Source organism: Modestobacter lacusdianchii (genome assembly GCF_054177765.1).
The window spans coordinates 36755-61741 of the sequence record NZ_JBJJTJ010000019.1 but is presented as its reverse complement, the minus strand read 5'-3'; the positions used below and the strand labels follow the sequence as shown (position 1 = coordinate 61741).

22 protein-coding genes are annotated in these 24987 nt (G+C 74.5%); 5 read left to right on the top strand and 17 right to left on the bottom strand.

All coding sequences use genetic code 11. The features are described from left to right. From ACJTNH_RS14340 to upp, 3 genes are read right to left on the bottom strand one after another with little or no spacing between them, the layout of a single operon-like run. Nucleotides 1-420 carry a DUF805 domain-containing protein gene (locus ACJTNH_RS14340; RefSeq protein WP_458176762.1) on the bottom strand — a complete coding sequence of 140 codons (420 nt, stop codon included), beginning with the start codon at nucleotides 418-420 and terminating at the stop codon, nucleotides 1-3. Beyond that, nucleotides 417-1304 (bottom strand): Gfo/Idh/MocA family protein, encoded by an 888-nt coding sequence (locus tag ACJTNH_RS14335; protein WP_458176761.1) that lies wholly within the window; start codon nucleotides 1302-1304, stop codon nucleotides 417-419. The genes ACJTNH_RS14340 and ACJTNH_RS14335 overlap by 4 nt, the downstream gene beginning before the upstream one ends. A 2-nt stretch (nucleotides 1305-1306) precedes the next feature. Beyond that, nucleotides 1307-1930 (bottom strand): uracil phosphoribosyltransferase, encoded by a 624-nt coding sequence (gene upp, locus ACJTNH_RS14330; RefSeq protein ID WP_458176759.1) that lies wholly within the window; start codon nucleotides 1928-1930, stop codon nucleotides 1307-1309. A gap of 212 nt (nucleotides 1931-2142) precedes the next feature. Between upp and deoC the strand changes: the two genes are divergently transcribed. The 4 genes from deoC (at nucleotide 2143) to ACJTNH_RS14310 (ending at nucleotide 7079) form a co-directional block, all read left to right on the top strand. Further along, nucleotides 2143-3138: a deoxyribose-phosphate aldolase gene (deoC, locus tag ACJTNH_RS14325; protein WP_458176757.1), complete on the top strand. Its 996-nt coding sequence runs from the start codon at nucleotides 2143-2145 to the stop codon at nucleotides 3136-3138. After that, entirely contained in the window at nucleotides 3138-4577 is a 1440-nt protein-coding gene (locus tag ACJTNH_RS14320) for an aldehyde dehydrogenase family protein (RefSeq protein ID WP_458176755.1), read from the top strand. Before deoC ends, ACJTNH_RS14320 begins: the two co-directional genes overlap by 1 nt. Then, nucleotides 4577-5443 (top strand): aldehyde dehydrogenase family protein, encoded by an 867-nt coding sequence (locus tag ACJTNH_RS14315; RefSeq protein WP_458176753.1) that lies wholly within the window; start codon nucleotides 4577-4579, stop codon nucleotides 5441-5443. Before ACJTNH_RS14320 ends, ACJTNH_RS14315 begins: the two co-directional genes overlap by 1 nt. Nucleotides 5444-5576: 133 nt before the next feature. After that, nucleotides 5577-7079: a hypothetical protein gene (locus ACJTNH_RS14310; protein ID WP_458176751.1), complete on the top strand. Its 1503-nt coding sequence runs from the start codon at nucleotides 5577-5579 to the stop codon at nucleotides 7077-7079. Nucleotides 7080-7156: 77 nt separating this feature from the next. Here the strand turns inward: ACJTNH_RS14310 and ACJTNH_RS14305 are convergent, their stop codons facing one another. From ACJTNH_RS14305 to ACJTNH_RS14260, 10 genes are all read right to left on the bottom strand, one after another. Further along, entirely contained in the window at nucleotides 7157-8806 is a 1650-nt protein-coding gene (locus ACJTNH_RS14305; RefSeq protein ID WP_458176749.1) for a DEAD/DEAH box helicase, read from the bottom strand. 334 nt (nucleotides 8807-9140) lie between these two features. After that, entirely contained in the window at nucleotides 9141-10229 is a 1089-nt protein-coding gene (locus tag ACJTNH_RS14300; RefSeq protein ID WP_458176747.1) for an adenosine deaminase, read from the bottom strand. Nucleotides 10230-10330: 101 nt separating this feature from the next. After that, nucleotides 10331-11146, bottom strand: coding sequence for an ABC transporter permease (locus ACJTNH_RS14295; protein ID WP_458176746.1), 816 nt, complete (start codon nucleotides 11144-11146; stop codon nucleotides 10331-10333). A gap of 82 nt (nucleotides 11147-11228) precedes the next feature. Next, nucleotides 11229-12083: an ABC transporter ATP-binding protein gene (locus ACJTNH_RS14290; RefSeq protein ID WP_458176744.1), complete on the bottom strand. Its 855-nt coding sequence runs from the start codon at nucleotides 12081-12083 to the stop codon at nucleotides 11229-11231. A gap of 140 nt (nucleotides 12084-12223) precedes the next feature. Beyond that, a complete protein-coding gene (locus tag ACJTNH_RS14285) occupies nucleotides 12224-13501 on the bottom strand; it encodes a thymidine phosphorylase (RefSeq protein ID WP_458176742.1) in 1278 nt (425 codons plus the stop codon). Continuing rightward, nucleotides 13498-13914: a cytidine deaminase gene (locus ACJTNH_RS14280; protein ID WP_458176740.1), complete on the bottom strand. Its 417-nt coding sequence runs from the start codon at nucleotides 13912-13914 to the stop codon at nucleotides 13498-13500. Before ACJTNH_RS14280 ends, ACJTNH_RS14285 begins: the two co-directional genes overlap by 4 nt. Beyond that, nucleotides 13914-15188 (bottom strand): ABC transporter permease, encoded by a 1275-nt coding sequence (locus ACJTNH_RS14275; protein ID WP_458176738.1) that lies wholly within the window; start codon nucleotides 15186-15188, stop codon nucleotides 13914-13916. The genes ACJTNH_RS14280 and ACJTNH_RS14275 overlap by 1 nt, the downstream gene beginning before the upstream one ends. 79 nt (nucleotides 15189-15267) lie before the next feature. Then, nucleotides 15268-16509: an ABC transporter permease gene (locus ACJTNH_RS14270; protein ID WP_458176736.1), complete on the bottom strand. Its 1242-nt coding sequence runs from the start codon at nucleotides 16507-16509 to the stop codon at nucleotides 15268-15270. After that, the gene (locus ACJTNH_RS14265; protein ID WP_458176734.1) at nucleotides 16506-18041 is read right to left on the bottom strand and encodes an ABC transporter ATP-binding protein; all 1536 of its coding nucleotides are present in this window, start codon (nucleotides 18039-18041) and stop codon (nucleotides 16506-16508) included. Before ACJTNH_RS14265 ends, ACJTNH_RS14270 begins: the two co-directional genes overlap by 4 nt. Nucleotides 18042-18226: 185 nt before the next feature. Further along, nucleotides 18227-19279, bottom strand: coding sequence for a BMP family lipoprotein (locus ACJTNH_RS14260; protein WP_458176732.1), 1053 nt, complete (start codon nucleotides 19277-19279; stop codon nucleotides 18227-18229). Between the two features lie 361 nt (nucleotides 19280-19640). On the opposite strand from ACJTNH_RS14260, the gene ACJTNH_RS14255 reads away from it, so the two are divergent. Further along, on the top strand, nucleotides 19641-21017 hold the full coding sequence (locus ACJTNH_RS14255) for a D-alanyl-D-alanine carboxypeptidase family protein (RefSeq protein ID WP_458176730.1): 1377 nt from the start codon (nucleotides 19641-19643) through the stop codon (nucleotides 21015-21017). Here the strand turns inward: ACJTNH_RS14255 and ACJTNH_RS14250 are convergent. The 4 genes from ACJTNH_RS14250 to hisC all read right to left on the bottom strand — a co-directional run bounded on the left by ACJTNH_RS14250 (nucleotide 20914) and on the right by hisC (nucleotide 24946). Continuing rightward, nucleotides 20914-22077, bottom strand: a complete 1164-nt coding sequence (locus tag ACJTNH_RS14250) for a YihY/virulence factor BrkB family protein (RefSeq protein ID WP_458176728.1) — start codon at nucleotides 22075-22077, stop codon at nucleotides 20914-20916. The two genes, ACJTNH_RS14255 and ACJTNH_RS14250, sit on opposite strands and share 104 nt — an antisense overlap. A gap of 98 nt (nucleotides 22078-22175) precedes the next feature. Further along, nucleotides 22176-22772 carry a 2'-5' RNA ligase family protein gene (locus tag ACJTNH_RS14245; protein ID WP_458176726.1) on the bottom strand — a complete coding sequence of 199 codons (597 nt, stop codon included), beginning with the start codon at nucleotides 22770-22772 and terminating at the stop codon, nucleotides 22176-22178. Next, nucleotides 22769-23794: a tryptophan--tRNA ligase gene (gene trpS / locus ACJTNH_RS14240; protein WP_458176724.1), complete on the bottom strand. Its 1026-nt coding sequence runs from the start codon at nucleotides 23792-23794 to the stop codon at nucleotides 22769-22771. The genes ACJTNH_RS14245 and trpS overlap by 4 nt, the downstream gene beginning before the upstream one ends. 27 nt (nucleotides 23795-23821) lie before the next feature. Further along, nucleotides 23822-24946, bottom strand: a complete 1125-nt coding sequence (hisC, locus tag ACJTNH_RS14235; protein ID WP_458176722.1) for a histidinol-phosphate transaminase — start codon at nucleotides 24944-24946, stop codon at nucleotides 23822-23824. Nucleotides 24947-24987: the final 41 nt, after the last annotated feature.

The window sequence follows — 24987 nt, the reverse complement described above, 5'->3', positions numbered from 1 at the left end:
TCAGCGAGGAGGCGGCCCGTACCGGTTGGGCTGCGGCTGGGTGCCGAGGAAGCCGCAGCTGATCAGCAGCACCAGCCAGCCGACGACCGGGAACAGGCCCCACAGCAGCCACCAGGCCGAGTGGTCGCGGTCGTGCAGCCGGGTGACGGTGGCCGCCACGTTCGGCACGGTGAGCACCAGCCCCACGACGGCGGTGACCGGGCCGCCCTGGTCGGGGAAGAACCAGAGGACGTCGGCGAGGTCGGCGGAGCCCTCGCGGTCCTCGAACCGGGGGTGGCTGTCCGGGAACCACTGGGCGTCGATCACCGAGGCCATCAGCCCGAGCAGGCCGATGAGCAGCACGTACCGCACCCACCAGTCGCGGCGCCGGATCCGCCCGGTGGGCACGTACCAGCCGAGCAGCCCCTCGCGCCCGCTCATCCGCCGACGGTCTCCCGGCAGCCGGAGCGCAGCGACCGCTGCGCGGCGTCGAGCACCCGGACGACGTCCCGGCCGAACGCGGCGTCGCAGGGGTGCGCGCCACCGGTGAGCGCGGCCGCCTGCAGCTCGTCCACGGCGACGGCGTGGGCCTCGACCGCGGTGCCGGACTCGGGCAGCAGCACCAACCGGCCGGCGTCCCCGTGCACCCAGGTGTCGATCCCGGTGGCCAGCTCCGCCACGGTCGCCGAGACGGTCACCGTGCTCGCCCGGCCCTCCGGGTGGGTGAGCACCAGGTGCACGGTGTCGCCCTGCCCGGCACCGGCCTGCACCGCGCTGACCGGGCCGAGCGCCGGGACGAGCAGGGAGAGCGCGTGCGGGCCGACGTCCCAGAGGGCCCCGTGCTCGCGCCGCCACGGGGTGTCGAACGGCCCGCCGGCCAGCCGGCCGAACCAGGTGACCGCACCGCCGGCCAGGGTGGTGCGGGCGGCCTGCTCCAGCCAGGTGGACGTCGCCGTCCGGAAGCGGTTGGTGAAGAACACGACCGACGCGACGCCGGCGGCCTCGACGGCGGCGACCACCCGGTCGGCGGCCTCGGTCGACAGCGCCACCGGCTTCTCCAGCAGCAGGTGCTTGCCGGCCGCGGCGGCCCGCTCGGCCAGCGGTGCCTGCACGTCCGGCGGCAGCGCGAAGCTCACCGCGTCGACGTCGGCCAGCAGCGCGTCGACGTCGTCGGTGCCCATGACGTCGAACTGCGCGCCGGCCGCCTTGGCCTTGGCCAGGTCCCGCCCCCACACGCCCACCAGCTCGGCGTCCGGGTGCCCGGCGAGGGAGGTGGCGTGCACCTCGGTCGCCCAGTGGCCGGTGCCGAGCACCCCGAACCGCACGGTCAGACCGCGCCGAACTGGCGGTCGCCGGCGTCGCCGAGGCCCGGGACGATGTAGGCGCTCTCGTTGAGCCGCTCGTCGACGCTGGCGGTGAACACCCGCAGCGGCAGCCCGCTCTCCTCCAGCCGCTGCAGCCCCTCCGGCGCGGCGAGCGCACAGAGCACGGTGATGTCGGTGCAGCCACGGTCGGTGAGCAGCGTGCAGCAGTGCACCAGCGAGCCGCCGGTGGCCAGCATCGGGTCCAGCACGAACACCTGGCGGCCGACGAGCGACTCCGGCAGCGAGGCCATGTAGGCCTCCGGCTGGAAGGTGACCTCGTTGCGGGCGAGCCCGACGAAGCCCATCTGCGACTCCGGCAGCATGCCGTGCGCGGTGTCGGCCATGCCCAGGCCCGCGCGCAGCACCGGCACGATCAGCGGCGGTGCAGCCAGCCGGTAGCCGGTGGTGTCGGTGACCGGGGTGGTGATCGGCTCCTCGGCGACGGCGAGATCGCGGCTGGCCTCGTAGACCAGCATCTGGGTGAGCTCCCGCAGCGCGGCCCGGAAGGCGGCGTTGTCGGTGCGCTCGTCGCGCATCCGCGACAGTCGGGCGCGGGCGATCGGGTGGTCGACGACGGTCAGCTGCACGGCGCACACCGTATCGGCCGCCGACCCCCGGGCAGGACCGGCGCCGGACGGCGGCCTCCCGGGCACTCGCGCCGGCCGCCGCGACCGGCCGGCCACGACCGCGCAGTCGAGCCCGTGGCTGCGCAGTCGAGCCCGTGGTCGCGCAGTCGAGCCCGGGGCCGTGGGGGCGGGCGGGAGCCGACGTCCGCGCGGTGCAGTGGAGAATGCGGCGCATGACCCACGTGCTGGACCCGGGCGCGCTGACCGGCGGAGGCAGCCTCACCGGCCCGCTGCCGGACCCGTTCGCCGACGTCACCCGCTCGAACGACGCCTTCCGCGCGTTCCTGCACGGCCTGCCCGGCGTCGACCAGGTGGGCGCGCAGGCCCGGGTCACCCAGCTGGGCACCCGCTCGATCAAGAGCACCGCCAAGGCGTGGGCGATCGACACCGCCATCTCGATGGTCGACCTGACCACGCTGGAGGGTGCGGACACCCCGGGCAAGGTGCGCAGCCTGGCCGCCAAGGCCCGCCGCCCCGACCCGACCGACCCCAGCTGCCCCGCCGTCGCCGCGGTCTGCGTCTACGGCGACCTGGCCGGCGTCGCCAAGGAGGCGGTGGCCGGCACGGGCATCAACGTCGCCGCGGTCGCCACCGCCTTCCCCAGCGGCCGGGCCAGCCGTGAGGTCAAGCTCGCCGACGTCCGGGACGCGGTGGCCAACGGTGCCGACGAGATCGACATGGTCATCGACCGCGGCGCGTTCCTGACCGGCCGCTACCTCGACGTCTTCGAGGAGATCGTCGCGGTCAAGGAGGCCTGCGGGCCGGCCCACCTCAAGGTGATCCTGGAGACCGGCGAGCTGGTCACCCTCGACGCCGTCCGCCGGGCCTCCTGGCTGGCGATGCTGGCCGGCGGCGACTTCATCAAGACCTCCACCGGCAAGGTCTCCCCCGCCGCGACCCTGCCGGTCTGCCTGGTGATGCTGGAGGCCGTCCGCGACTTCCGCGCCGCCACCGGCCGCCAGGTCGGCGTCAAGCCCGCCGGCGGCATCCGCACGACGAAGGACGCCGTGAAGCACCTGGTGCTGGTCAACGAGACCGCCGGGGCCGACTGGCTGACCCCCGACTGGTTCCGCTTCGGCGCCTCCAGCCTGCTCAACGACCTGCTCCTGCAGCGCCAGAAGCTCCGCACCGGCCACTACTCCGGCCCCGACCACGTGAGCGTCGACTGATGACCATGTTCGAGTACGCGCCCGCCCCCGAGTCGCGGTCGATCGTCGACGTCCGGCCCAGCTACGGGCTGTTCATCGACGGCGAGTTCACCGACGGCACCGGCACCCCGCTGAAGACGGTCAACCCGGCCACCGAGGAGGTGCTCAGCGAGGTCGCCGTCGGCACCGCGGAGGACGTCGACCGCGCGGTGCGCGCCGCCCGCCGCGCGTTCGTCAAGACCTGGGGCCCGATGCGCCCGGCCGACCGCGGCAAGTACCTGTTCCGCATCGCCCGGCTGCTGCAGGAGCGGGCCCGGGAGTTCGCCGTCCTGGAGACGCTGGACAACGGCAAGCCGATCCGGGAGAGCCGGGACGTCGACGTGCCGCTGGCCGCGGCGCACTTCTTCTACCACGCCGGCTGGGCCGACAAGCTCGAGCACGCGGGCCTCGGCCCGGCCCCGCGCCCGCTCGGCGTGGCCGGTCAGGTCATCCCGTGGAACTTCCCGCTGCTGATGCTGGCGTGGAAGGTCGCCCCGGCGCTGGCCACCGGCAACACCGTCGTCCTGAAGCCCGCCGAGACCACGCCGCTGACCGCGCTGCTGTTCGCCGAGGTCTGCCGGCAGGCCGACCTGCCCCCGGGCGTGGTGAACATCGTGACCGGCGCCGGCGAGACCGGCCGCGCGGTGATCAGCCACCCCGACGTCGACAAGGTCGCCTTCACCGGCTCGACCGAGGTCGGCCGCTCGATCGCCCGCGCGGTCGCCGGCACGGAGAAGCGGCTGACCCTGGAGCTGGGCGGCAAGGCGGCGAACATCGTCTTCGACGACGCCCCGATCGACCAGGCCGTCGAGGGCATCGTCCGCGGCATCTTCTTCAACCAGGGCCACGTCTGCTGCGCCGGCTCCCGACTGCTGGTGCAGGAGTCGGTGCACGACGACGTGCTGGCCGCGCTGCAGCGGCGGATCGGCACCCTGCGCGTCGGCGACCCGATGGACAAGAACACCGACCTCGGCGCGATCAACTCGCACCCGCAGCTGGCCCGCATCCGCGAGCTGGCCGCCTACGGGGAGACCGAGGGCGCGACCTGCTGGCAGCCCGAGGGCGAGCTGCCCGACCGCGGCTTCTGGTTCAAGCCCACCGTCTTCACCGCCGTCTCCCCCGCCCACCGCATCGCCCGGGACGAGGTCTTCGGCCCCGTGCTGTCGGTCATGACCTTCCGGACGCCGGACGAGGCGGTCGCGAAGGCGAACAACACCACCTACGGCCTCTCCGCCGGCATCTGGTCGGAGAAGGGCTCCCGGATCCTGCAGGTCACCGACCAGCTGCGCGCCGGCGTGGTCTGGGCCAACACCTTCAACGAGTTCGACCCCACCTCGCCGTTCGGCGGCTACAAGCAGTCCGGCTACGGCCGCGAGGGCGGCCGCCAAGGGCTCGCCGCCTACCTGAGGAGCGACTCCTGATGTCCGACCGGCTCGCGGTGCGCAAGACCTACAAGCTCTACCTGGGCGGGGCGTTCCCCCGCTCGGAGTCCGGCCGCACCTACGAGGTGCACGACGCCAAGGGGCACTTCGTGGCCAACGCCGCCTGGGCCTCCCGCAAGGACGGCCGGGACGCCGTGGTCGCCGCCCGCGGCGCGTTCGCGAAGTGGTCCGGCGCGACCGCCTACAACCGTGGCCAGGTGCTCTACCGGGTCGCCGAGGTGATGGAGGGCCGGGCCGCCCAGTTCGCCGAGGAGGTCGCCGCCGGTGAGGGGCTGTCCACCGGCCGCGCCCGTGCCGCGGTCGACGCCGCGATCGACCGCTGGGTCTGGTACGCCGGGTGGACCGACAAGCTCGCCGCGGTGCTGGGCAGCACCAACCCGGTCGCCGGGCCGTACTTCGGCTTCTCCGTGCCCGAGCCCACCGGCGTCGTCGCCGTCCTCGCCCCGCAGCGGTCGAGCCTGCTCGGCCTGGTCAGCGTGCTGGCCCCGGTGCTCGCCGCCGGCAACACCGCCGTGGTGGTCAGCTCGAAGGAGCGCCCGCTGCCGGCGATCACCCTCGGCGAGGTGCTCGCCACCTCCGACGTCCCGGGCGGCGTGGTCAACCTGCTCACCGGTGACGCCGCGGAGATCGGCCCCTGGCTGGCCGAGCACGCCGACGTCGACGCCATCGACCTGGCCGGCGCCCCCGCGCCGCTGGCGATGGAGCTGGAGCGCTCCGCCGCCGGGACGGTCAAGCGCGTGCTGCGCGCGCCGGCCGAGGAGCCGGACTGGACGGCCGACCCCGGCCTGTCCCGGCTGCGCCCGTTCCTGGAGACCAAGAGCGTCTGGCACCCGATCGGCGTCTGAGGAAGGACCCCGTCCTCACCCCTCGCGAGCTCGGGGCGAGCCTCTGGACGGGGCCGGGGGCGTGTGGGCCCGGCCCCGGTCGGACCTGGGTACCGCAGTGCGCGGGGGTGGGCTGACCGGGCAGGATGGGCGGGTGCCCAGGCCCAGCATCGTCCCCATCGCCCTGACCCTCGACGACCGCACGGGCTACACGCTCTGGGCGCCGCCGTGGGAGGAGGACGGCGAGGAGTGGCAGGCGTTCCTCGGCAGCACCGTCGACCTGCCGGCCGACATCAACGACGACGACCCGGAGGCCCCCGGCCCCACCGCCGTCGTCCACCTCTTCCCCTCCCCCGCCGCGCTGGCCGCCTTCTGCCGCACCGCCACCGACCACGACCTGGTCGACCACCCGGTCTGGCCGGTGGTGTCGACGCTGGGCGCCGCCGACCTCACCCCGGACGAGGACCACCGGTTCGACCTCGACGGCGTCTACGACGTGGTCGCCGAGAACCCCGACCGCTGGGCCGTCGACGAGCTGGCCGCGGTGGTCGACATGGTCGGCCGGCTGGCCGAGTGCTGCGACACCGCCGGTGACGAGGACGACGACGAGGACGACGAGGAGACCGGCTTCGAGGCGGTCGCCGAGCTGGTCGCCAAGCCGGAGGTCGCCGCCCTCGGCCTGGGCATCGACGCCTTCCTGGGCCGCACCGGCGAGGAGAGCTGGGCCCGGCTGGGCACCGCGATCGACGAGCTGTGGGAGGACGTCCTCGAGGAGCTCGACGAGCACCTGGACTGGAGCGGGGCCGGCACCGTGTCCGGGGACGCCTACCCCTCGGCCGCCGAGGAGGCCGAGTCCCGCGCCGCCGAGCCCGACGACCTCGACGACCTGGCCGACGAGGACGACGAGGACGCCCCGGTGGCACGACCGGCCGCCGGCTCCACCGCCGCCGCCCCGGCCGAGGCGGCCACCGCCGGGGTGCGCGCCGTGCACGGTGGCAGCCCGCTGACCGCCACCCCTGCCGCGGTCGCCGCCGCCCAGGAGTTCTGGGAGGCCGTCGGCATCCTGCCGGTCGAGGTGGTCGTTCCGGAGGGCTCCGGGCTCACCCTGCGCTGCTACGTGGAGGACCGCGCCCGCTTCCTGGGCCGGGAGGGGCAGGTCTTCGTCTTCCCCACGCCGGTCGACCTGGCTCGTTTCTGCGCCGGCGACGAGCCGCACGACCTCACCGAGATCGCCTCCTGGCCCGAGGTCGCCGACACCGACACCCTGCCGCTGCCCGCCGACCAGGACCGGTACGACCTGACCGCGCTGACCGAGGTGCTCGCCGAGGTCGCCCGCGGCGCCGGCGGACTGGCCACCCACCAGGCGCTGGTGCAGCCCGCCGAGGGCGTGCTCGACCTCGCCGAGTACGCCGGGCTGCCCCGGGTGCAGCAGCTGCTCGGCCCCCGCGCCGCACTCGGCCGGGCCGTCGCGCGCGGCGAGTCCGAGCCGACCGCCCCGCTGGCCGCCGAGGAGGCGCCCGCGCTGGCGGCCGCCTGGGGCGACGTCGTCGAGGACGTCTCCACCTGCCTGGTCTTCCGGAGCGACCGGGAGGACCCCGCCGCCCCCCGCCACGAACGAGCTCGCGGCGGGCCCCTGCAGCGGGGCCGAGAGAGCTGAGACGGCAACGGCCGGCCCCCGCAGTGCGGGGGCCGGCCGTTGCCGTTGGTCACCCGTCCGTCAGGACGGGCGCTGCCTCAGTACGAGCGCGCGGGACGCGGCGGGCGGCCGCCGGAGCGGTGCCCCTCGCTCGAACCGCGGTAGCCACCGGTGCGCCGGTCGCCACCACCGGAGCGATCCCGATCGCCGTAGGAGCGCTCGCCCGAGGGGCGGTCTCCGTACGAGCGGTCGCGGTCGCCGGAGGGGCGGCCACCGGCATGGCGATCCCGATCGCCGTAGGAGCGCTCGCCCGAGGGGCGGTCTCCGTACGCGCGCTCGCGGTCGCCGGACGGACGGCGCGGGCCGCCGCGGTAGCCGCCGGGACGCTCACCCGAGGGACGACGTCCGCCCGAGCCCCCGGCCGGACGACGCGACTCGCGCACCGGCCGGACGATCGGCTCGACGAACGTGCCACCGGCGACGAGGTCGGCGATCGCGGCGTCGCCCGGACGGATCCGGCTGACCTGCGGGTCGACCTTGGCCTGGCGGAACCGGCGCTTGGACTGCCCCACCTGGTCGGGCAGCAGCAGGGAGACCACGACACCCGCGGCGCCGGCGCGCGCGGTGCGGCCGGAACGGTGCAGGTAGGTCTTGTGGTCGGCCGGCGGGTCGTAGTGCAGCACCAGCGACACGTCGTCGACGTGGATGCCGCGGGCGGCGACGTCGGTGGCGACCAGCACCGGGCTGCGGGCGTCGGTGAACGCCTCCAGCGCCCGGCGGCGGGCCGACTGCGGCAGCCCACCGTGGATCGCCTCGGCCTTGATGCCGACGTGCTGCAGGTTGTCGGCCAGCCGGTCGGCACCGTGCTGGGTGCGCACGAAAATGATGATCCGGCCCGGGCGGGCGGCCATCGCCTCGGTGACCTTCAGCTTGTCCGGGAAGGACACGCTGTAGGCCAGGTGCTCGGCCTGCGGACCGGAGTCGGCGGCCTTGACCACCTCGTGCCGGGCCGGGTCCTTGAGGTAGCGGCGGACCAGGGTGTCGACCTCGCCGTCCAGGGTGGCCGAGAACAGCAGCCGCTGGGCGTCGGGGCGGGTCTGGTCCAGCAGCTCCTTGACCACGGGCAGGAAGCCGAGGTCGGACATGAAGTCGGCCTCGTCGATGATCGAGACGACCACCTCCGACAGCGTCGTCTCGCCCTGGTTGATCAGGTCCTGCAGCCGCCCGGGGGTGGCGATGAGCACGTCGACGCCGCGACGCAGCTGCTGGATCTGGCGGTACATCGAGGCACCGCCGTAGACGGCGGCCAGCTGGACGCCGATCGACTGGCCGAGCGGGGCCAGGTTGTCGTGCACCTGCTGGGCCAGCTCACGGGTCGGCACCAGGATCAGGCCACGCGGGGCGCGGCGACCGTGCTGCACCTCCGCGCCGATGCGGGCCAGCAGCGGCAGGCCGAAGGCGAGCGTCTTGCCCGAGCCGGTGGCCGCCTTGCCGAGCACGTCGCGCCCGGCGAGGGCGTCCGGCAGCGCGGAGGTCTGGATGGCGAACGGGTGGCGGATGCCCCTGCGCTCGAGCGCGGTGACCAGCGGCTGGGGCAGGCCCAGCTGGGCGAAGGTCGGGCCGGTCGGCTCGGGGGCGACCTCGGCCTCGATGGCCTCGGGGGCGGTCACCTGGGTCTCGACGGCCTCGGCGGCGGTCGTGCCGTTCAGGGGGGTGTTCTGGGTGTCGACAGAGTCGAACGAGGACAAGCGGGAACTCCGATGCAGATCGGTGCGCGTCCCGTGGTGATGCTGACCGCCGGGGAGCCCGGCGTCCACACTGGTGATCGCGGCCGTCTTCTGTGACGCGTGATCTGCACGGATGCGCTGTGCCCGGACAGGACCGTCCGGGAGGATGACCGGCACACGCCGGTCACGTCAGGTTAGCAGCGCAGCGCCCGGATTGATTCCCGTGTGATCAGGCTCCCTCGCCGGGGCCCGCCGCGAGTGGGAGCAAGCCGTCCTCATCACCCCTCGCGAGCTCGGGGCGAGCCTCTGGACGGGCCGCGGGCGAGGGGATCCGTCGACTGCTCGCCCGGGTGCGTCAGCGACCCGCGCGGAGGGCGTCGTAGGCCGGGCGGACGACCTCGGTGGCGATCCGAGCCCGCACCGCGTCGTCGGCGAACCCGGCGCGCAGCGCACGCTCGGTCACCGTCTGCACGTCGTCCCACGTCCACCCGAAGGTGCGCACCACGTCGGTGACCTCGCTGGTCACCGAGACCCCGCTCATCAGCCGGTTGTCGGTGTTCAGCGTGACCGCGAAGCCGGCCCGGTGCAGCCGGTCGACCGGGTGGTCGGCAAGCGACGGGTACGCGCCGGTCTGCACGTTGGACGACGGCGCCACCTCCAGCACGACCTGCTCGTCCCGCACCCGCTCGGCGAGCTCCCCCAGCGGCCCGTCGACCGGCACCTCGTCGGCGATCCGCACGCCGTGGCCCAGCCGCTCGGCCCCGGCGCCGTCCAGCGCGGCCCGGATCGAGGCGATGCCTGCTGCCTCCCCGGCGTGGATCGTCCGGTGCGCCTCCGCGCGGTCGAGGAGCTCGATCGCCGCCGGGACGCGGTCCGGCGGGAAGCCGTCCTCCGGCCCGGCCAGGTCGAAGCCGACCACGCCGGCGTCCCGGTGGCGCACCACCTGCTCGGCGACCTCGACCCAGCGGTCGGCCTGCCGCATCGCGCACAGCAGCGTGCCGACGACGATCGGGTGCCCGGCGGCCGCCGCCTCCTTCGAGCCCTGGGCGTAGCCGTCGAGCATCGACTCGACCACGTCGTCCAGCGACATCCCACCGGCGGTCAGCAGCTCCGGCGCCATCCGCACCTCGGCGTAGACGACGCCGTCGGCGGCCAGGTCCAGCGCGCACTCCCGGGCCACCCGCTGCACCGCCTCCGGCCGCTGCATCACCGCCACCGTGTGCGCGAACGTCTCCAGGTAGCGGACCAGCGACCCGGAGTCGGCGGACTCCCGGAACCAGCGGCCCAGCGCCGCCGGCTCGTCGGCCGGCAGCTCGCGGTAGCCGGCCTCCTCGGCCAGCTCCAGGACCGTCTCCGGCCGCAGCCCGCCGTCCAGGTGGTCGTGCAGCAGCACCTTCGGTGCACGGGCGATGGAGGCGGCGTCCAGGGGTGCAGCGGCGGGCATCCCCGCACGCTAACCGGTACCCCCGCCACCCAGCCCACCGGGCTTTCGGTACCGAAAGCCCCGGGCTTTCGGTACCGAAAGCCCCCCGGGGGGGCTACGGGTCAGCGGTCGACGCGGTCCTGCCAGCGGAAGGTGCGGACGCACAGCAGCAGGCCGATCACGCACCAGGCGGCCAGCACCAGCGCGACCCGGCCCAGCTCCCAGGTGCCGGCGGGCTCCTGGGCGGCCAACGCGTCGGGCAGGAAGACCGAGCGCAGCCCCTGCGCCATCCACTTCAGCGGGAACACCGCGGCGACCGTCTGCAGCCAGGTCGGGACCTCGCTGAACTGGAAGAACACACCCGAGATGAACTGCAGGACGAGCGCCACCGGGGTCACCGTCGCCGACGCCGAGCGACCGTTGCGGGCCAGGCTGGAGATGGCGATGCCCAGCAGCGTGCAGGCCGCCGAGCCGAGCGCCGCGACCCAGGCGAAGGTCACCCAGCCGGTGCCCGAGGGCAGGTCGATGTCGTAGAACACCGCGCCGATCGCCAGCAGGATCGCCACGATCGCCACGGTGACGACGAAGACCTGCACGACCTTGCCGACGAAGTAGGCGCTCTTGGGCATGGGCGTGCCGGCCAGGCCCTTGAGCGTGCCGTCGCTGCGCTCGGTGGCGATGCCGATCGCCATGTTCTGCAGGCTCGCACCGAGGATGCCGGCCGCGATCACGCCGGCCATGAAGTACTGGGTGAAGCTGACCCCGCTGCCCAGGTCGTAGTCCAGGACGGCGCCGAAGACCAGCAGCAGGATCACCGGGAAGAACAGCGTGAAGACGACGGACTCCCGCTGCCGGAAGAACTCCTTGAGCTCCACCCCGGCCCGGGTGCGGCAGACCGCGGCGACCGAGGGCAGCGGCCGCTCCGTGGTGAGCGTCATGCGACGGTCCATGACAGGCCTCCTCGCTCCGCTCGGCCGTTCGCTCCGCTCCTCGCTCGCTGGCGCTCGCTGCGATGCTCACTCACGGACGGTCTCCGATCATCTGCAGGTAGACGTCCTCCAGCGTGGGCCGGGCGACCGCGAGGTCGGGCACCTCGCCGGGGAACCGGGCGGCGAGCTCGGCGACGAACGCGGTCGGGGTGTCGGTCTCGGCGGTTCGCCGGACGCCGTCCTCGCGCCAGGAGACGACCGCCGGCGCCTGCCCACGACCGCCCAGCGCGGACGGGACGGCCACCTCGACCAGCCGACCGCGGGTGATCACCCCGACCCGGTCGGCCAGCTCCTCGGCCTCGTCCAGGTAGTGCGTGGTCAGCAGCATCGTGGTGCCCAGGTCGCGCAGCGAGCGGATCAGCGACCAGAACTGCCGGCGGGCCTCCGGGTCGAAGCCGGTGGTCGGCTCGTCGAGGAAGAGCAGCCGGGGTCGGCCGACGATGCCCAGGGCGACGTCCAGCCGGCGGCGCTGACCACCGGAGAGGGTGCGGCCCCGCGAGCCGGCCTTCTCGGTCAGGCCGACCAGCTCCAGCACCTCGGCCGGGTCGCGCGGGTCGGGGTAGTAGGCGGCCTGGGCGCGCAGCAGCTCCAGGCAGGTCAGCTGGCTGTCCCCGGCGCCGGACTGCAGCACGATGCCGAGCTCGGCCTTCCAGCTCCGTCCGGCCTCCGCCGGGTCGACGCCGAGCACCCGGACCTCACCGGCGTCCCGCTGCCGGTAGCCCTCCAGCACCTCGACGGTGGTCGTCTTGCCGGCACCGTTGGGGCCGAGCAGGGCGAAGATCTCCCCGCGCCGGATGTCGAGGTCCAGGCCATCGACGGCGTTGCGGTCGCCGTAGCGCTTGACCAGCCCGCGCACGCTGATCGCCGCGTCAGGGTCGAGTTCCATCGGCCGCCTCTCGGGTCCCGCCGCGAGCCCGCGAGTGCTGGGGAGGAGGTGGTCCTTCTGCACGAGCGGTCAGTGTCCTCCACCCACCTGTGCGCCCACGCCACCCCTCCCCCGGCCCCCTCGCGAGTGCGGGGGTCCTCTCAGATGCGGTCGAGCAGGAGGGGCAGGGGCTGGTCGTCGGTGTCGACGCCGATCGCGCCCTCCAGGGCCTCCAGGGCGCGCGGGATGCGGGCGGCGTCGTCGGTCTGCAGCTCGAGCAGCGGCTGACCGGCGGTCACCTGCTCCCCCACGCCCGCGGTCCACACGATCCCGGCCGCCGCGGACACCGGGTCCTCCTTGCGGGCCCGGCCGGCACCGAGCCGCCAGGCGGCGACGCCCAGGGCGTAGGCGTCCAGCCGGGTCAGCGTGCCGGTGGCCGGGGCGGTCACCACGTGGCGCTCGGCCGGCTGCGGCAGCGGCGCGTCCGGGTCGCCGCCCTGGGCGCTGATCATCCGCCGCCAGACGTCCATCGCGCGGCCGTCGGCGAGGGCGTCGGCGGGGTCGACGTCGTCCCGCCCCACGCCGGCCAGCATCTCCCGGGCCAGGGCGAGGGTCAGCTCCACCACGTCGGCCGGGCCACCGCCGGCCAGCACCTCCACCGACTCGGCCACCTCGACGGCGTTGCCGGCGCTGCGGCCCAGCGGGCGGTCCATCGCGGTCACCAGGGCGACGGTGCGCACCCCGGCCGCCTCGCCCAGCCCGACCATGGTGCGGGCCAGCGTGCGGGCGTCGTCCGGGTCGCGCATGAAGGCGCCGGAGCCGGTCTTGACGTCCAGCACCAGCGCGTCGGCGCCCTCGGCGATCTTCTTGCTCATGATCGAGCTGGCGATCAGCGGGATCGACTCGACCGTGCCGGTGACGTCGCGCAGCGCGTACAGCACCTTGTCCGCCGGGGCGAGGTCGGCGCCGGCGGCGCAGATGACCGCACCCACCTCGCGCAGCTGCTCGAGGTAGGCCTCCTCGTGCACGTCGGCGCGCCAGCCGGGGACCGACTCCAGCTTGTCCAGCGTGCCGCCGGTGTGCCCCAGCCCGCGGCCGGACAGCTGCGGCACCGCGACCCCGCATGCGGCCACGAGCGGGGCCAGCGGCAGGGTGATCTTGTCGCCGACGCCGCCGGTGGAGTGCTTGTCCGCGGTCGGCCGGCCCAGCGCGGAGAGGTCCTTGCGGACGCCGGAGTCGATCATCGCCTGGGTCCAGGCGGCGAGCTCGTCACCGGACATGCCGCGGAAGAACACCGCCATGAGCAGCGCGCTCATCTGCTCGTCGGGCACCACCCGGTCGGTGTAGGCGCCGATCACCCAGCGGATCTGGTCGGCGGTGAGCGTCCGGCCGTCGCGCTTGGCGCGGATGACGTCGATCGCGTCGAACGGCTGCGTCATGCTCCCTGCCCCCGCTCCGCTGCAGCCACCAGGTCGTCCGGGCCGAAGGCGTCGGGCAGCACCTCGCTCATCGGCACGATGCCCAGCGACACGGTCTCGATCAGCATGTCCGCACCACCGTGCTCCCACAGCAGCTGCCGGCAGCGCCCGCAGGGCATCAGCGGCTGCCCGTTCCCACCCACGCAGGCCACGGCGACCAGCCGGCCGCCGCCGGTGCGGGCCAGGTCGCTGACCATGCCGCACTCGGCGCACAGGCCCAGGCCGTAGGAGGCGTTCTCGACGTTGCAGCCGGTGACCACCCGGCCGTCGTCCACCAGCCCGGCCACCCCCACCGGGAAGCGCGAGTAGGGGGCGTAGGCGTGGCTCATCGCCTCGCGCGCGCGGGTGCGCAGCACGTCCCAGTCGACGTCCATCAGTGCTCTCCTCGTCGGTAGACCAGCCCGTCGGCCTTCGGCATCCGCAGCCGTTGCGAGGCCAGCGAGAGCACCAGCAGCGTGGTCAGGTGCGGGGTGAAGGAGACGATGCCCTCGGGCAGCTCGTCGACGGTGAGGAACCCGGCCAGGGCCGCGGCGGCGAACGCCGCGGCGATCACCGACTGCACGTACCGGCGCCGGATGCCCTGCCAGATCGCCACGCCGGCGAGCAGCACGGCGATGAGCAGCAGCAGGGCGACCACGGCGGTGGGGCTGCGCAGCTGCAGGGCGTCGGAGAACCCGAACAGGCCCGCGCCCGCCGCCAGCCCACCGGGCCGCCAGTTGCCGAAGATCAGCGCGGCCAGGCCGATGAAGCCGCGGCCGCCGGTCTGGCCCTCGCGGTAGATGTTGGCGACGAAGACCAGGAAGACACCACCGAGCCCGGCGAGCGCACCGGAGATGATCACGGCGACGTACTTGAGCCGGTAGACCGGCACGCCGAGGGAGTCCGCGGCCGCCGGGTTCTCGCCGCAGGAGCGCAGCCGCAGCCCGAACGCCGTGCGCCACAGCAGCAGGTAGCTGGCGGGCACGAGCAGCACAGCGAGCACCGTGAGCACCCCGACGCCGCTGGTGAACCCGCGCAGGATGCCGGCGACGTCGGAGACCAGGAACCAGTGCTGCCGCTCGAGGTCGCCCAGCAGGTCCGGGCCCGAGGAGAGCACCGGCAGCGAGAAGCTCGGCGGCCGGTTCGACAGCGCCGGCGACTGGGTCACCCCGCCACCGGCCGGGTTGTCGCTGTAGAGCAGCTCGGACAGGAACCGGACGACGCCGCCGGCCAGGATGTTGATCGCCACACCCGAGACCACGTGGTCGACCCCGAAGGTGACCGTGGCGATCGCGTGCAGCAGGCCACCGACCGCGCCGAAGACCGCGCCGCCGATCAGCGCGCCGGCCCAGCCCCACTGGTAGCCGGCCCAGCCGGCCCCCCAGGTGCCGAGGATCATCATCCCCTCGAGGCCGATGTTGACCACGCCGGCCCGCTCGGAGAAGAGCCCGCCGAGGGCGACCAGCCCCAGCGGGACGGCCAGCAGCAGCGCGGCGGAGAACGTCGAGGACGACGTCAGCGCCTGCTCACCGGAGACGACCCGGACGGCCGAGACGAGCACGAGCAGCCCGACCAGCAGCCAGGTGATCCGGCGCGCCCGGCCGCCGCCGAGCAGCAGCTCGGTGACCGGCCCCCGGCTCGGGGCAGAGGTCGTCGTCGCGGTGCTCACTGCTCGGCTCCGTGCTCGTTCCGCTCCTCGGTCGCTGGCGCTCCCTGCGATGCTCGCTCGCACGTCGCCCTCGCGTTGCTCACTGCTGGCCTCCTCGGGTGCCGTCGGCGGCGCCGCTGCGCACGCCGGGGCCGGTGCCGGTGCCGACTGCGGCGCCCGGGTCCGGCGGCGGGCCGCCGGGGCCCTGCCCGCCGTCCGTGCTGCCGTCACCGGTGGTCGGTGAGGCCGGCTGGCTGCCGCCGCGCTCGGCCTGTCGCCGGGTGATCCGGCGGGCGATCTCGTTGGCGACGACGACGGCCAGCACGATGGTGCCCTGGATGATCGTGACCACCGAGGCGGGGATGCCCTCGAACTGCAGCGGGATCGCCGCGCGGTCCAGGAAGCCGAACAGCAGCGCGCCCAGCGCGATGCCGATGGGTGAGTTGCGGCCCAGCAGCGCCACCGCGATGCCGAGGAAGCCCAGCCCGGTGGTGAACTCGGTGCCGTAGTGGTGCGAGCTGCCCAGCAGGTCGGGCAGGCCGATCAGCCCGGCGACCGCGCCGGAGATCAGCATCGTCTTGACCACCATGCCGCGGGCGTCGACGCCGCTGGCCGTCGCCGCCGACGGCGACATGCCGGTGGCCCGCAGGTCGAAGCCGAAGCGGGTCCGCTTGACCAGCACCGCGATCACGATCCCGGCGACGGCCGCGACCAGCAGGAAGCCGTACAGCTCCGAGCGGGGCTCGGCCAGCCCCAGGGCCCCGAAGACGCCGTTGAGCCCGGGGAACCAGCCGGACTCGGGGATGTCGGCGGTGGTGATGATCGACGCGCCCGGCTCGCTGCCCCGCAGCGGCCCGGTGAGCAGGTAGGACGCCAGCCCCAGGGCGATGAAGTTCAGCATGATCGAGCTGATCACCTCGCTCACGCCCCGGGTGACCTTCAGGACGGCGACGATCCCGGCCCAGAAGGCGCCGACCAGCATCGCGACGACGATGATCAGCAGCACGTGCAGCGGGGCGGGCAGCGCGACGGCCGCGCCGGCCGCGGCCGACAGGATCGTGGCGAGCCGGTACTGGCCCTCCACGCCGATGTTGAACAGCCCCATCCGGAAGGCCACCGAGACGGCCAGCCCGGCGAGGAACAGCGGCACGGCCCGGTTGAGGATCACGACCATCGCCTGGGTCTGCTGCGACGGGCTGTCCCCGAAGTCGAGCATCACCTCGACCGCCCGGAGCGGGTTCTCCCCGATCAGCACGATGACCAGCGCGGAGATCGCCAGCGCGACGACGATGGCCAGCACCGGCGCCAGCAGCGCGGTGCCCAGGCGGCGCAGGGTGCTCACGCGGCACCCGCCGTGGTGGCCGCGCCGGTCATGTGGGTGCCCAGCTCCTCCGGTGTCAGCCTCGCCGGGTCCAGCGTGGCGACCAGCCGCCCCCGGAGCATGACGTGCAGCGTGTCCGACAGGCCGATCAGCTCGTCGAGGTCCGCCGAGACCAGCACGATCCCCATCCCCTCCGCGCGGGCGTCCTTGAGCAGCTCCCAGATGACCGACTGAGCGCCGACGTCGACGCCGCGGGTCGGGTGGGCGGCGATGAGCAGCCGCGGCCGCGCGCTCATCTCCCGCCCGACGATCAGCTTCTGCTGGTTGCCACCGGACAGCGCCATGGCCGCGGTGTCCGGGCCCGGTGCCCGGACGTCGTACTCGCGCATGATCCGCTCGGTGTCGGCGCGGGCGCCCTTGCGGTCGATGAAGGCGCCCTTCACCGACGGCGGGCGGGTCTGGTGACCCAGGACCCGGTTCTCCCAGAGCGGCGCCTCCAGCAGCATCCCCTGCCGGTGCCGGTCCTCGGGGATGAAGCCCAGGCCCTGCTCGCGGCGGCGCCGGGTCGACCACGCGGTGATGTCGTCGGCGCCCAGCAGGACGACGCCGGAGCTGAGCGGCCGCAGCCCCATGATCGCGTCGACCAGCTCGGCCTGGCCGTTGCCCTCGACGCCGGCGATGCCCACCACCTCGCCCTCGCGGACGGTCAGCGAGACGTCGTCCACCGCGGGGCGGCCGCCGGGCGCGGCGACGCTCACCCCGCGCAGCTGCAGCACCGGGGTCTCCCGGACCGTCGAGTCGCGCGTCTGGGCGACCGGCAGCTCGGCGCCGACCATCAGCTCGGCCAGCTGCTTGGCGGTGGTGGTCTGCGGGTCGGCGGTGCCGACGGTGGTGCCGCGGCGGATCACGGTGATCGAGTCGGCGACCTTGCGCACCTCGTCGAGCTTGTGCGAGATGAAGATGACGGTGAGGCCCTCGCGCTTGAGCTCGGCGAGGTTGCCGAACAGCTCGTCGACCTCCTGCGGCACCAGCACGGCGGTCGGCTCGTCCAGGATCAGCGTGCGGGCGCCGCGGTAGAGCACCTTGGCGATCTCGACGCGCTGCCGGTCACCGACACCGAGGTCCTCGACCAGGGTGTCGGGGTCCAGGCCCAGGGCGTAGGCGTCGGAGATCTCCCGGATGCGGCGCCGCGCCTCCGCGCGGTCCAGCCGGCCGCCCTTGGTGGGCTCGCTGCCCAGGACGACGTTCTCCAGCACGGTGAAGTTGTCGGCCAGCATGAAGTGCTGGTGGACCATGCCGATCCCGGCGGCGATCGCGTCGGCCGGGCTGCGGAAGGTGACCGGGCGGCCGTCGACGAGGATCTCGCCCTCGTCGGGGCGGTGCATGCCGTAGAGGGTCTTCATCAGCGTCGACTTGCCGGCGCCGTTCTCCCCCACGATCGCGTGCACCTCACCGCGGCGGACGCGCAGCTGGATGTCGGAGTTGGCCACCACGCCGGGGAAGCGCTTGGTGATGCCGCGGAGCTCGACCGCGAGCGGTGCCGACTCGGTCAACGGGAACTCCTCGGGGGACCGGCGTGGGTTGCGCGGGGTGGGCCGCCGGCCGCAGGTCTTCCGGCCGGGGGTGGTTCTCAGGTGTCGTCGTCCGACGCGCAGACGGTACACACGGAAAACGGCGGGCTCGGGGGCGTGTGCCGCCCCCGAGCCCGCCGCTGCCCGTGCTGCTCAGGGCGAACGTGTCACGGGGTGGTGGGAACCGTGACCGACCCGTCGACGATCTGCTGGCGGTAGTCCTCGATGACGTCGGCGATGTCGTCGATGTAGCCACCGGAGGTGGACAGGCCGACGCCGTCGGACTCCAGGTCGTAGACCACGTCGGTGCCGCCCTCGGCCTCGTCGTTGGCGACGGAGAGGATGAACTCCATCACCGCGTTGTCGACGCGCTTGATCATCGAGGTCATGATCACGGCCTGCTGCTCCGGCGAGGCGGTCTGCCACTGGTCGGAGTCGACGCCGATGGCGCGCTTGTTCGCCTCGACGGCCGCCTGGAACACACCCTCACCGGAGCCACCAGCGGCGTGGAAGACGATGTCCGCGCCGCTCTGGTAGAAGCCCTGGGCCACGCTGTAGCCGCGGTCCGGGGCGCCGAAGCCGCTGAAGTCACCGGCCGGCGAGAGGTACTGGCTCTGGATGGTGATGTCCGGGTTGACCGCGCGGGCCCCGGCCTCGAACCCGGCCTGGAACTTCTCGATCAGCGGGCTCTGCACACCACCGACGAAGCCGATGTTGTCGGTCTCGGTCTTCGACGCCGCGGCCACGCCCGCCAGGAAGGAGCCCTGCTCCTCGGCGAACAGCAGGCCGGTGACGTTGTCGCCCTTGGCGCCGTCGGCGTTGGAGCCGTCGACCTGGGCGAAGGTGACGTCCGGGAAGTCCTGGGAGACGTCGGCGATGATCTCGTCGTAGTTGAAGCCGACGGCGATCACCGGGTCGTAGCCCTGCTCGGCCAGCTGGGTGAGCAGCTCGCCGCGGTTGGAGGCGTCGTCGTTGGGCGACAGCGTCTGGACGTTGTCCTCCATCGACAGGCCGAGCTCCTCGACGGCGGCCTCGACCCCGGCGTAGGCGGAGTCGTTGAACGACTTGTCGCCACGGCCGCCGGTGTCGAAGGCCAGGCCGATCATGAGCTCGTCGTTGCCGCCGCTGCCGCTGCCGCCGCCCGAGCCGCTGTCGGTCTCGTCGCTGGCGCAGGCCGCCAGGGCCATGCTGCCGGCCAGCAGCAGAGCTGCGGCCTTCATCCCACGCACTCGGCGCAAGACGGTCTCCTCTCTCAGAGGACCCTGCCGACCCGTGGTCGGTGCGGGTCCCGGTGCGGTGTGTTCCAGGCTCCCCCCGCCGTCCGGCTCCCCCGCGCGAGGCGGGGCGCCAGGCGACGGCGACCCCGGCACGCTAACCGCGGGGCCGACGCGGATGACCGGTCGCAGAACGGATAGAGACCCGATCGTTGCCAACGGGCGACGCGGGACCGCTCCCGGCACCTCCCGGTGAGACCGCGACCACACCGGGGCGCCCCCACCGCTCGCCTGGTGAGCGGCGTGCCGAGCGGTCCGGGGCGGGCGCGCGCGGGGTGCGGCCGCCGGCCGGGTTAGCGTGCCGGTCATGCGCCGACCCCCGCCGCTGCGCCGGCTGACCGCCGCGCTGGCGACCGCCACGCTCTCGGTGGGGCTCCTGCTGGCCGGCCCGGCCGCCCCCGCGGCGGCCGAGGGCGCGCGCCCCACGGTCGACCCGACGGCGCCGACGCCGACGCTGCCGTACCCGGCCGGCCCGCCGCACGGCAGCGCCCCCGACGGCAGCACGGTCGGGGGCGAGGGGCTGGACACCCGCGGCGTGGTCACCGCCCCGGGGGCACCGCCGCTGCCCGAGGGCATCGACGCGCACGGCTGGCTGGTCGCCGATGCCGGCACGGGCGAGGTGCTCGGCGCCCGCGACCCGCACGGCCGCTACTACCCGGCCAGCACCCTGAAGACGCTCACCCTGCTCACCCTCGCGCCGCTGCTCGACCGCACCCAGGTCGTCGCGGGCACGGTCGAGGACGAGGCCGTCGAGGGCAGCCGGGTGGGACTGGTGCAGGGCGGGCAGTACCCGGTCGACCTGCTCTTCCGCGCGCTGGTCATGCAGTCGGGCAACGACGTGGCCAACGCCCTGGCCCGGGCCGCCGGCGGGGTCGAGGCCACGCTGACGGCGATGAACGAGACGGCCGCCCGGATCGGGGCGTACGACACGGTCGCCGGCACGCCCTCCGGGCTGGACGTCGCCGGGCAGTCCTCCTCCCCCTACGACCTGGCGCTGGTGCTGCGCCAGCTGATCGCCGACCCCTACGCCCTCGACGTGCTGCAGACCCGGATCGCGGACATCCCGGCCGTCGGGACCTTCGCCGGCTACCAGATCCAGAACCAGAACACCCTGCTCAACACCTACCCGGGCACCCTCGGGGGCAAGACCGGCTTCACCGACGCGGCCCGGCACACCTTCGTGGTGGCCGCCGAGCGGGACGGGCGCCGGCTGCTGGTCAGCGTCATGCAGGCCGAGCGGCGACCGGTGCACGAGCTGGAGCAGGCGCGACGCCTGCTCGACTGGGGCTTCGCCACCCCGGCCGGCACCGCGGGCGTCGGCCGGCTGGTCACCCCCGCCGAGGTGGCCGCCGATGCGGCCGCGGCCGCAGCCGAGGCCGCCGCGACGACCGCCCCGACGCGTGCTCCGGCCGACCGTCCCGACGCCCGTCCCGCCGTCGCGGCCGCGGTGGGTCCGGCGACCGGCGGGTCCTCTCCCCTGCTGCCCGCCGGGCTGGCCGTGGGCGCGCTGGTCGTCGTCGCCGCGACCGTGCTGGGACGCCGCCGGGCGATGCGCCCCGTCGCCCACCCCGGCCGGCCGGTCAGCGGTGCGGCCGCTCGGGGTCCGATGGCCGGGGGGCCGACGGCTGGGGGTCCGACGACGGGCGAGCCGGCGCCCGGCCGCGACCGGCCGCCGCGGACCTGAGCCCCCGCCGGGTGAGCAGCCGGCCGCCCAGGAGCCCGGCCAGCGCTCCGGTGCCCAGCAGCCCCAGCGCCACCCGCAGCGGGGCGGGCCCCGCCGTCCGCTCGGCCACCAGGGCGACGTCCGGCAGCGGGGTGGGCCGGACCGGGCCGTGCGGCACCCGGGTGTGCGCGTGCTCGATCGCCGGGATGGTCGCCGTCCAGCAGGCGGTGTAGAAGGCGAACCGGGCGACCACGTTGATCCAGACGATCAGCCCGACCAGGCCGCCGAACGTGGAGGCGGTCACGTTGCCGCTGATGACCGCCAGGTAGAAGCCGCCGACCAGCTTGAGCACCTCGAAGCCGACGGCCCCGAAGACGGCGCCGGGCAGCAGCTGCCGGTAGCCGAAGGGGTTGCCCGGCACCCCCTTGAGCAGCCAGAGGAACAGCAGCGTGTCGCCGGCGACGGCCAGCACGATCGGCAGGGCCCGGGTGAGCAGGGAGAACCCCGGCACGTCGTCGATCTCGGTGAGGCCGAGCAGCCGCCCGACCGCGGTGGTGGCCCCGGTGGTCAGCGCGATGCTCAGCACGCCGGCGACCCCGAACCCCAGCACGGCGACCAGGTCCTTGCCCCGGTCGGCGAGGAAGTCGGGCGGGTCGGGGCGGCCGCGCCAGACGATGTCCATGCCCACCCGCAGCTTGTCCATCGCGCCCAGGCCGACGAACACCACGCCGACGAGCCCGAGCACCCCGAACGTGGTCGCGCTGTCGATCGCGGAGGTGACGCTGTCGGCCAGCCTCGCCCCGGTCTCCCCCGGGACGGCGTCGCGCAGGGCGGCCAGCAGCTGGTCCTGCAGCAGCGCGTTGCCGCGCAGCACCAGCCCGGCGACCGCGACGAGCAGCAGGGTGACCGGCGCGAGGGCCAGGAAGACGTAGTAGGTGACCCCGGAGGCCATCAGGTCGGCCTGCACCCGGTTGTAGCGCCCGCCCGCCCGGGCCAGGTGGTCCAGCCAGGGCCGACGGGCGCGCTGCCGGCGCAGCAGCTCCGTGGCCGCACCGGCCAGGCGGCCGACGGGGTTGGTCACCGGTGCCAGTCTGGTCGTCCACCACCGACCTCGCGCGGCGGGCCGGTCCGGGCTGCCCCGCCCGGGTCAGCGCGGTGGCCGGGCTCCCGCCGCCCGGGTCAGCGGGGCGGGCCGGTGAGGCGGTACTCGCGGGACATGGCCCACGCGCCGCCGGGCAGCTGCTCGAACTCGGTGAACGTGTCCACCCGGAACTCGGCGTGCACCTCGGCCAGCCCGGCGTAGGCCATGTCCAGCATGTCGCCCGGGACGTCGTGGGCGACGGTGACGTGCGGGTGGTACGGGAAGCTGAGGGCGCGGTCCAGCGGGCCGCTGCGCACGTCGTCGGCGATCAGCTCGCAGTCGGCGATGCCCTGGGCGACCGCCACGAACACCACCTCCGAGATGGGCCGGAAGGTGCCGGTGCCGGACAGGTGCATGACGAACGGCGGGTGCTGCCGCGCGACCGCGGACAGGTGGTCGCTGATCGCGCCGCGCTGGGACACCGGCACCTCGGTCGGCGGCAGCAGCGTCACGTGCGGCGGCACCAGGCGGGCCTGCGGGTCACCGCACTTGCCACGCCACTCGACCAGCAGCTGCGCCCACGGTTCGGGCACCGACACCACGACGCCCAGCACGCACGTCTCGACCGGGGCCGGCACCGTCGCGGCGGGGCGGTGGACGAACGTGTCGTCGGCGCGCAGCGGACGACCGGTCACGCCGGCGGGGCCCCGACCGGGGGCAGGAACCCCACCCGCTCGTAGACGGTGGCCAGCATCGGCGCCGCGACCTCACGGGCCCGGGCGGCCCCGGCGGCCAGCACCCGCTCGAGCTCGGCGGTGTCGGCCAGCAGCTCGGTGGTGCGCTGCTGGACCGGGGCCAGCGCCTCGGTGACGACCTCGGCGAGCTCCTTCTTCAGGTCGCCGTAGCCACGGCCGGCGAAGTGCTCCTCCAGCTGCGCCACGCTCTGCCCGGACAGCGCCGAGTGGATGGCCAGCAGGTTGGTCACCCCGGGCTTGCCCACCGGGTCGGCGACGACCTCGCGGCCGGTGTCGGTGACCGCCGACCGGATCTTCTTGGCCGTCACCTTCGGGTCGTCGAGCAGGTTCACGCAGCCCGCCGGCGGCAGGCTCTTGCTCATCTTCTTGTCCGGCGACTGCAGGTCGAGCACCTTCGCCGCCCCCGGCGGCACGTAGGCCTCCGGCAGCACGAAGGTGTCGCCGTACCGGGCGTTGAACCGGGTGGCCAGGTCGCGGGTGAGCTCCAGGTGCTGGCGCTGGTCCTCGCCCACCGGCACGCGGGCGGCCCGGTAGAGCAGGATGTCCGCGGCCTGCAGCACCGGGTAGGTGAACAGCCCGACCGACGTCGTCCCGGCGCCCTCGCGGGTGCTCTTGTCCTTGAACTGCGTCATCCGGCCGGCCTCGCCGAAGCCGGTGATGCACTGCAGCACCCAGCCCAGCTGGGCGTGCTCGGGCACGTGGCTCTGCACGAAGAGCGTGCTGCGGTCGGGATCGACCCCCAGGGCCAGCAGCTGGGCGGCAGACACCAGCGTGCGCCGACGCAGCACCGCCGGGTCCTGCTCGACGGTGATCGCGTGCAGGTCGACGACGCAGTAGAAGGCGTCGTGGTCGTCCTGCAGGGCCACCCACTGCCTCAGCGCACCCAGGAGGTTGCCGAGGTGGAAGGAGTCAGCCGTCGGCTGGATGCCGGACAGCACGCGGGGAGCAGGCACGCCCACCATCGAACCACGCGCCCCACGCGACCCTGCTCAGGCTCCGGTCACCTCGGCTGCCCCGCTGGTCAGGACGGCGTCCAGCGCGCCGAGGAAGACGTCGTCCTCCTCGGGGGTGCCGACGGTCACCCGCAGCCCCTCACCGGCGAACGGCCGGGTGATCACCGCGCGGGCCTCCAGGGCCGCCGCGACCGCGGCGGTGCGCTCGCCCAGCGGCAGCCAGACGAAGTTCGCCTGGCTGTCGGCGACCGGCAGCCCCCGCTCGCGGAGCTCGCGGGTGAGCCGGGCGCGCTCGGCGACCACCGACACGCAGCGCTCGCGCACCTCCTCCTCGCTGGCCAGTGCGGCGCAGGCGGCCGCCTGGGCGAGGCTCGAGACGCTGAACGGCACGTTCGTCCGGCGGACGGCGTCGGCGACCGCCGGGTCCTCGGCCAGCAGGTAGCCCACCCGCAGGCCGGCCAGCCCCCAGGCCTTGGAGAAGGTGCGCAGCACGGCGACGTTGGGCCGCCCGCGCATCAGCTCCACACCGTCGGGCACGTCGGGGTCGGTGACGAACTCGCGGTAGGCCTCGTCCAGCACGACCAGCGTGTGGGCCGGGACGGCGTCCAGGAAGCGCTCCAGCTCGGGGCGGCGCACCGCCGTCCCGGTCGGGTTGTTCGGGTTGCAGACGAAGACCAGCCGGGTCGTCTCGTCGATCGCCGCGGCCAGGCCGTCCAGGTCGTGGGTGTCCGGCGCCCCGCCGGGGGTGCCGGGGACCAGCGGCACCTGCTGCGTGCGCGCACCGGCGACCTGGGCCAGCAGCGGGTACATCTCGAAGGACCGCCAGGCGAAGGCGATGCTCGACCCCGGGTCGTTGAACGCCTGGGCCAGTTGCTGGCAGACGGTCACCGCACCGCAGCCGGTGGCCACCTGCGCGGGCTCCATCCCGTAGCGGTCGGCCAGGGCGCGGGTAAGCACGACGGCGCCGTTGTCGGGGTACCGGTTGGTCTCCCCCGCGGTCGCGCCGATCGCCTGCACCACGGCCGGCAGCGGGGGAAAGGCGACCTCGTTGCTGGCCAGCTTCACCGCGCGCGGGACGCCGATCTCGCGGGCCAGGTCGGCGGGGTTGCGGCCGGGGCGGTAGGCCGGCATCGCGGCGACGGCGGGGCGTGCGCTGACCACCTGGAGCTCCTCCTCCGCGCGGGCGGCCGGACCCCGGCGGG

What these genes read in the sequence shown, in the direction of transcription:
- ACJTNH_RS14340 (WP_458176762.1), bottom strand. Translation starts at nt 420, where the DNA reads ATGAGCGGGCGCGAGGGGCTGCTCGGCTGGTACGTGCCCACCGGGCGG.
- deoC (WP_458176757.1), top strand. Translation starts at nt 2,143, where the DNA reads ATGACCCACGTGCTGGACCCGGGCGCGCTGACCGGCGGAGGCAGCCTC.
- ACJTNH_RS14320 (WP_458176755.1), top strand. Translation starts at nt 3,138, where the DNA reads ATGACCATGTTCGAGTACGCGCCCGCCCCCGAGTCGCGGTCGATCGTC.
- ACJTNH_RS14315 (WP_458176753.1), top strand. Translation starts at nt 4,577, where the DNA reads ATGTCCGACCGGCTCGCGGTGCGCAAGACCTACAAGCTCTACCTGGGC.
- ACJTNH_RS14300 (WP_458176747.1), bottom strand. Translation starts at nt 10,229, where the DNA reads ATGCCCGCCGCTGCACCCCTGGACGCCGCCTCCATCGCCCGTGCACCG.
- ACJTNH_RS14295 (WP_458176746.1), bottom strand. Translation starts at nt 11,146, where the DNA reads ATGACGCTCACCACGGAGCGGCCGCTGCCCTCGGTCGCCGCGGTCTGC.
- ACJTNH_RS14290 (WP_458176744.1), bottom strand. Translation starts at nt 12,083, where the DNA reads ATGGAACTCGACCCTGACGCGGCGATCAGCGTGCGCGGGCTGGTCAAG.
- ACJTNH_RS14285 (WP_458176742.1), bottom strand. Translation starts at nt 13,501, where the DNA reads ATGACGCAGCCGTTCGACGCGATCGACGTCATCCGCGCCAAGCGCGAC.
- ACJTNH_RS14280 (WP_458176740.1), bottom strand. Translation starts at nt 13,914, where the DNA reads ATGGACGTCGACTGGGACGTGCTGCGCACCCGCGCGCGCGAGGCGATG.
- ACJTNH_RS14260 (WP_458176732.1), bottom strand. Translation starts at nt 19,279, where the DNA reads ATGAAGGCCGCAGCTCTGCTGCTGGCCGGCAGCATGGCCCTGGCGGCC.
- ACJTNH_RS14255 (WP_458176730.1), top strand. Translation starts at nt 19,641, where the DNA reads ATGCGCCGACCCCCGCCGCTGCGCCGGCTGACCGCCGCGCTGGCGACC.
- trpS (WP_458176724.1), bottom strand. Translation starts at nt 23,794, where the DNA reads ATGGTGGGCGTGCCTGCTCCCCGCGTGCTGTCCGGCATCCAGCCGACG.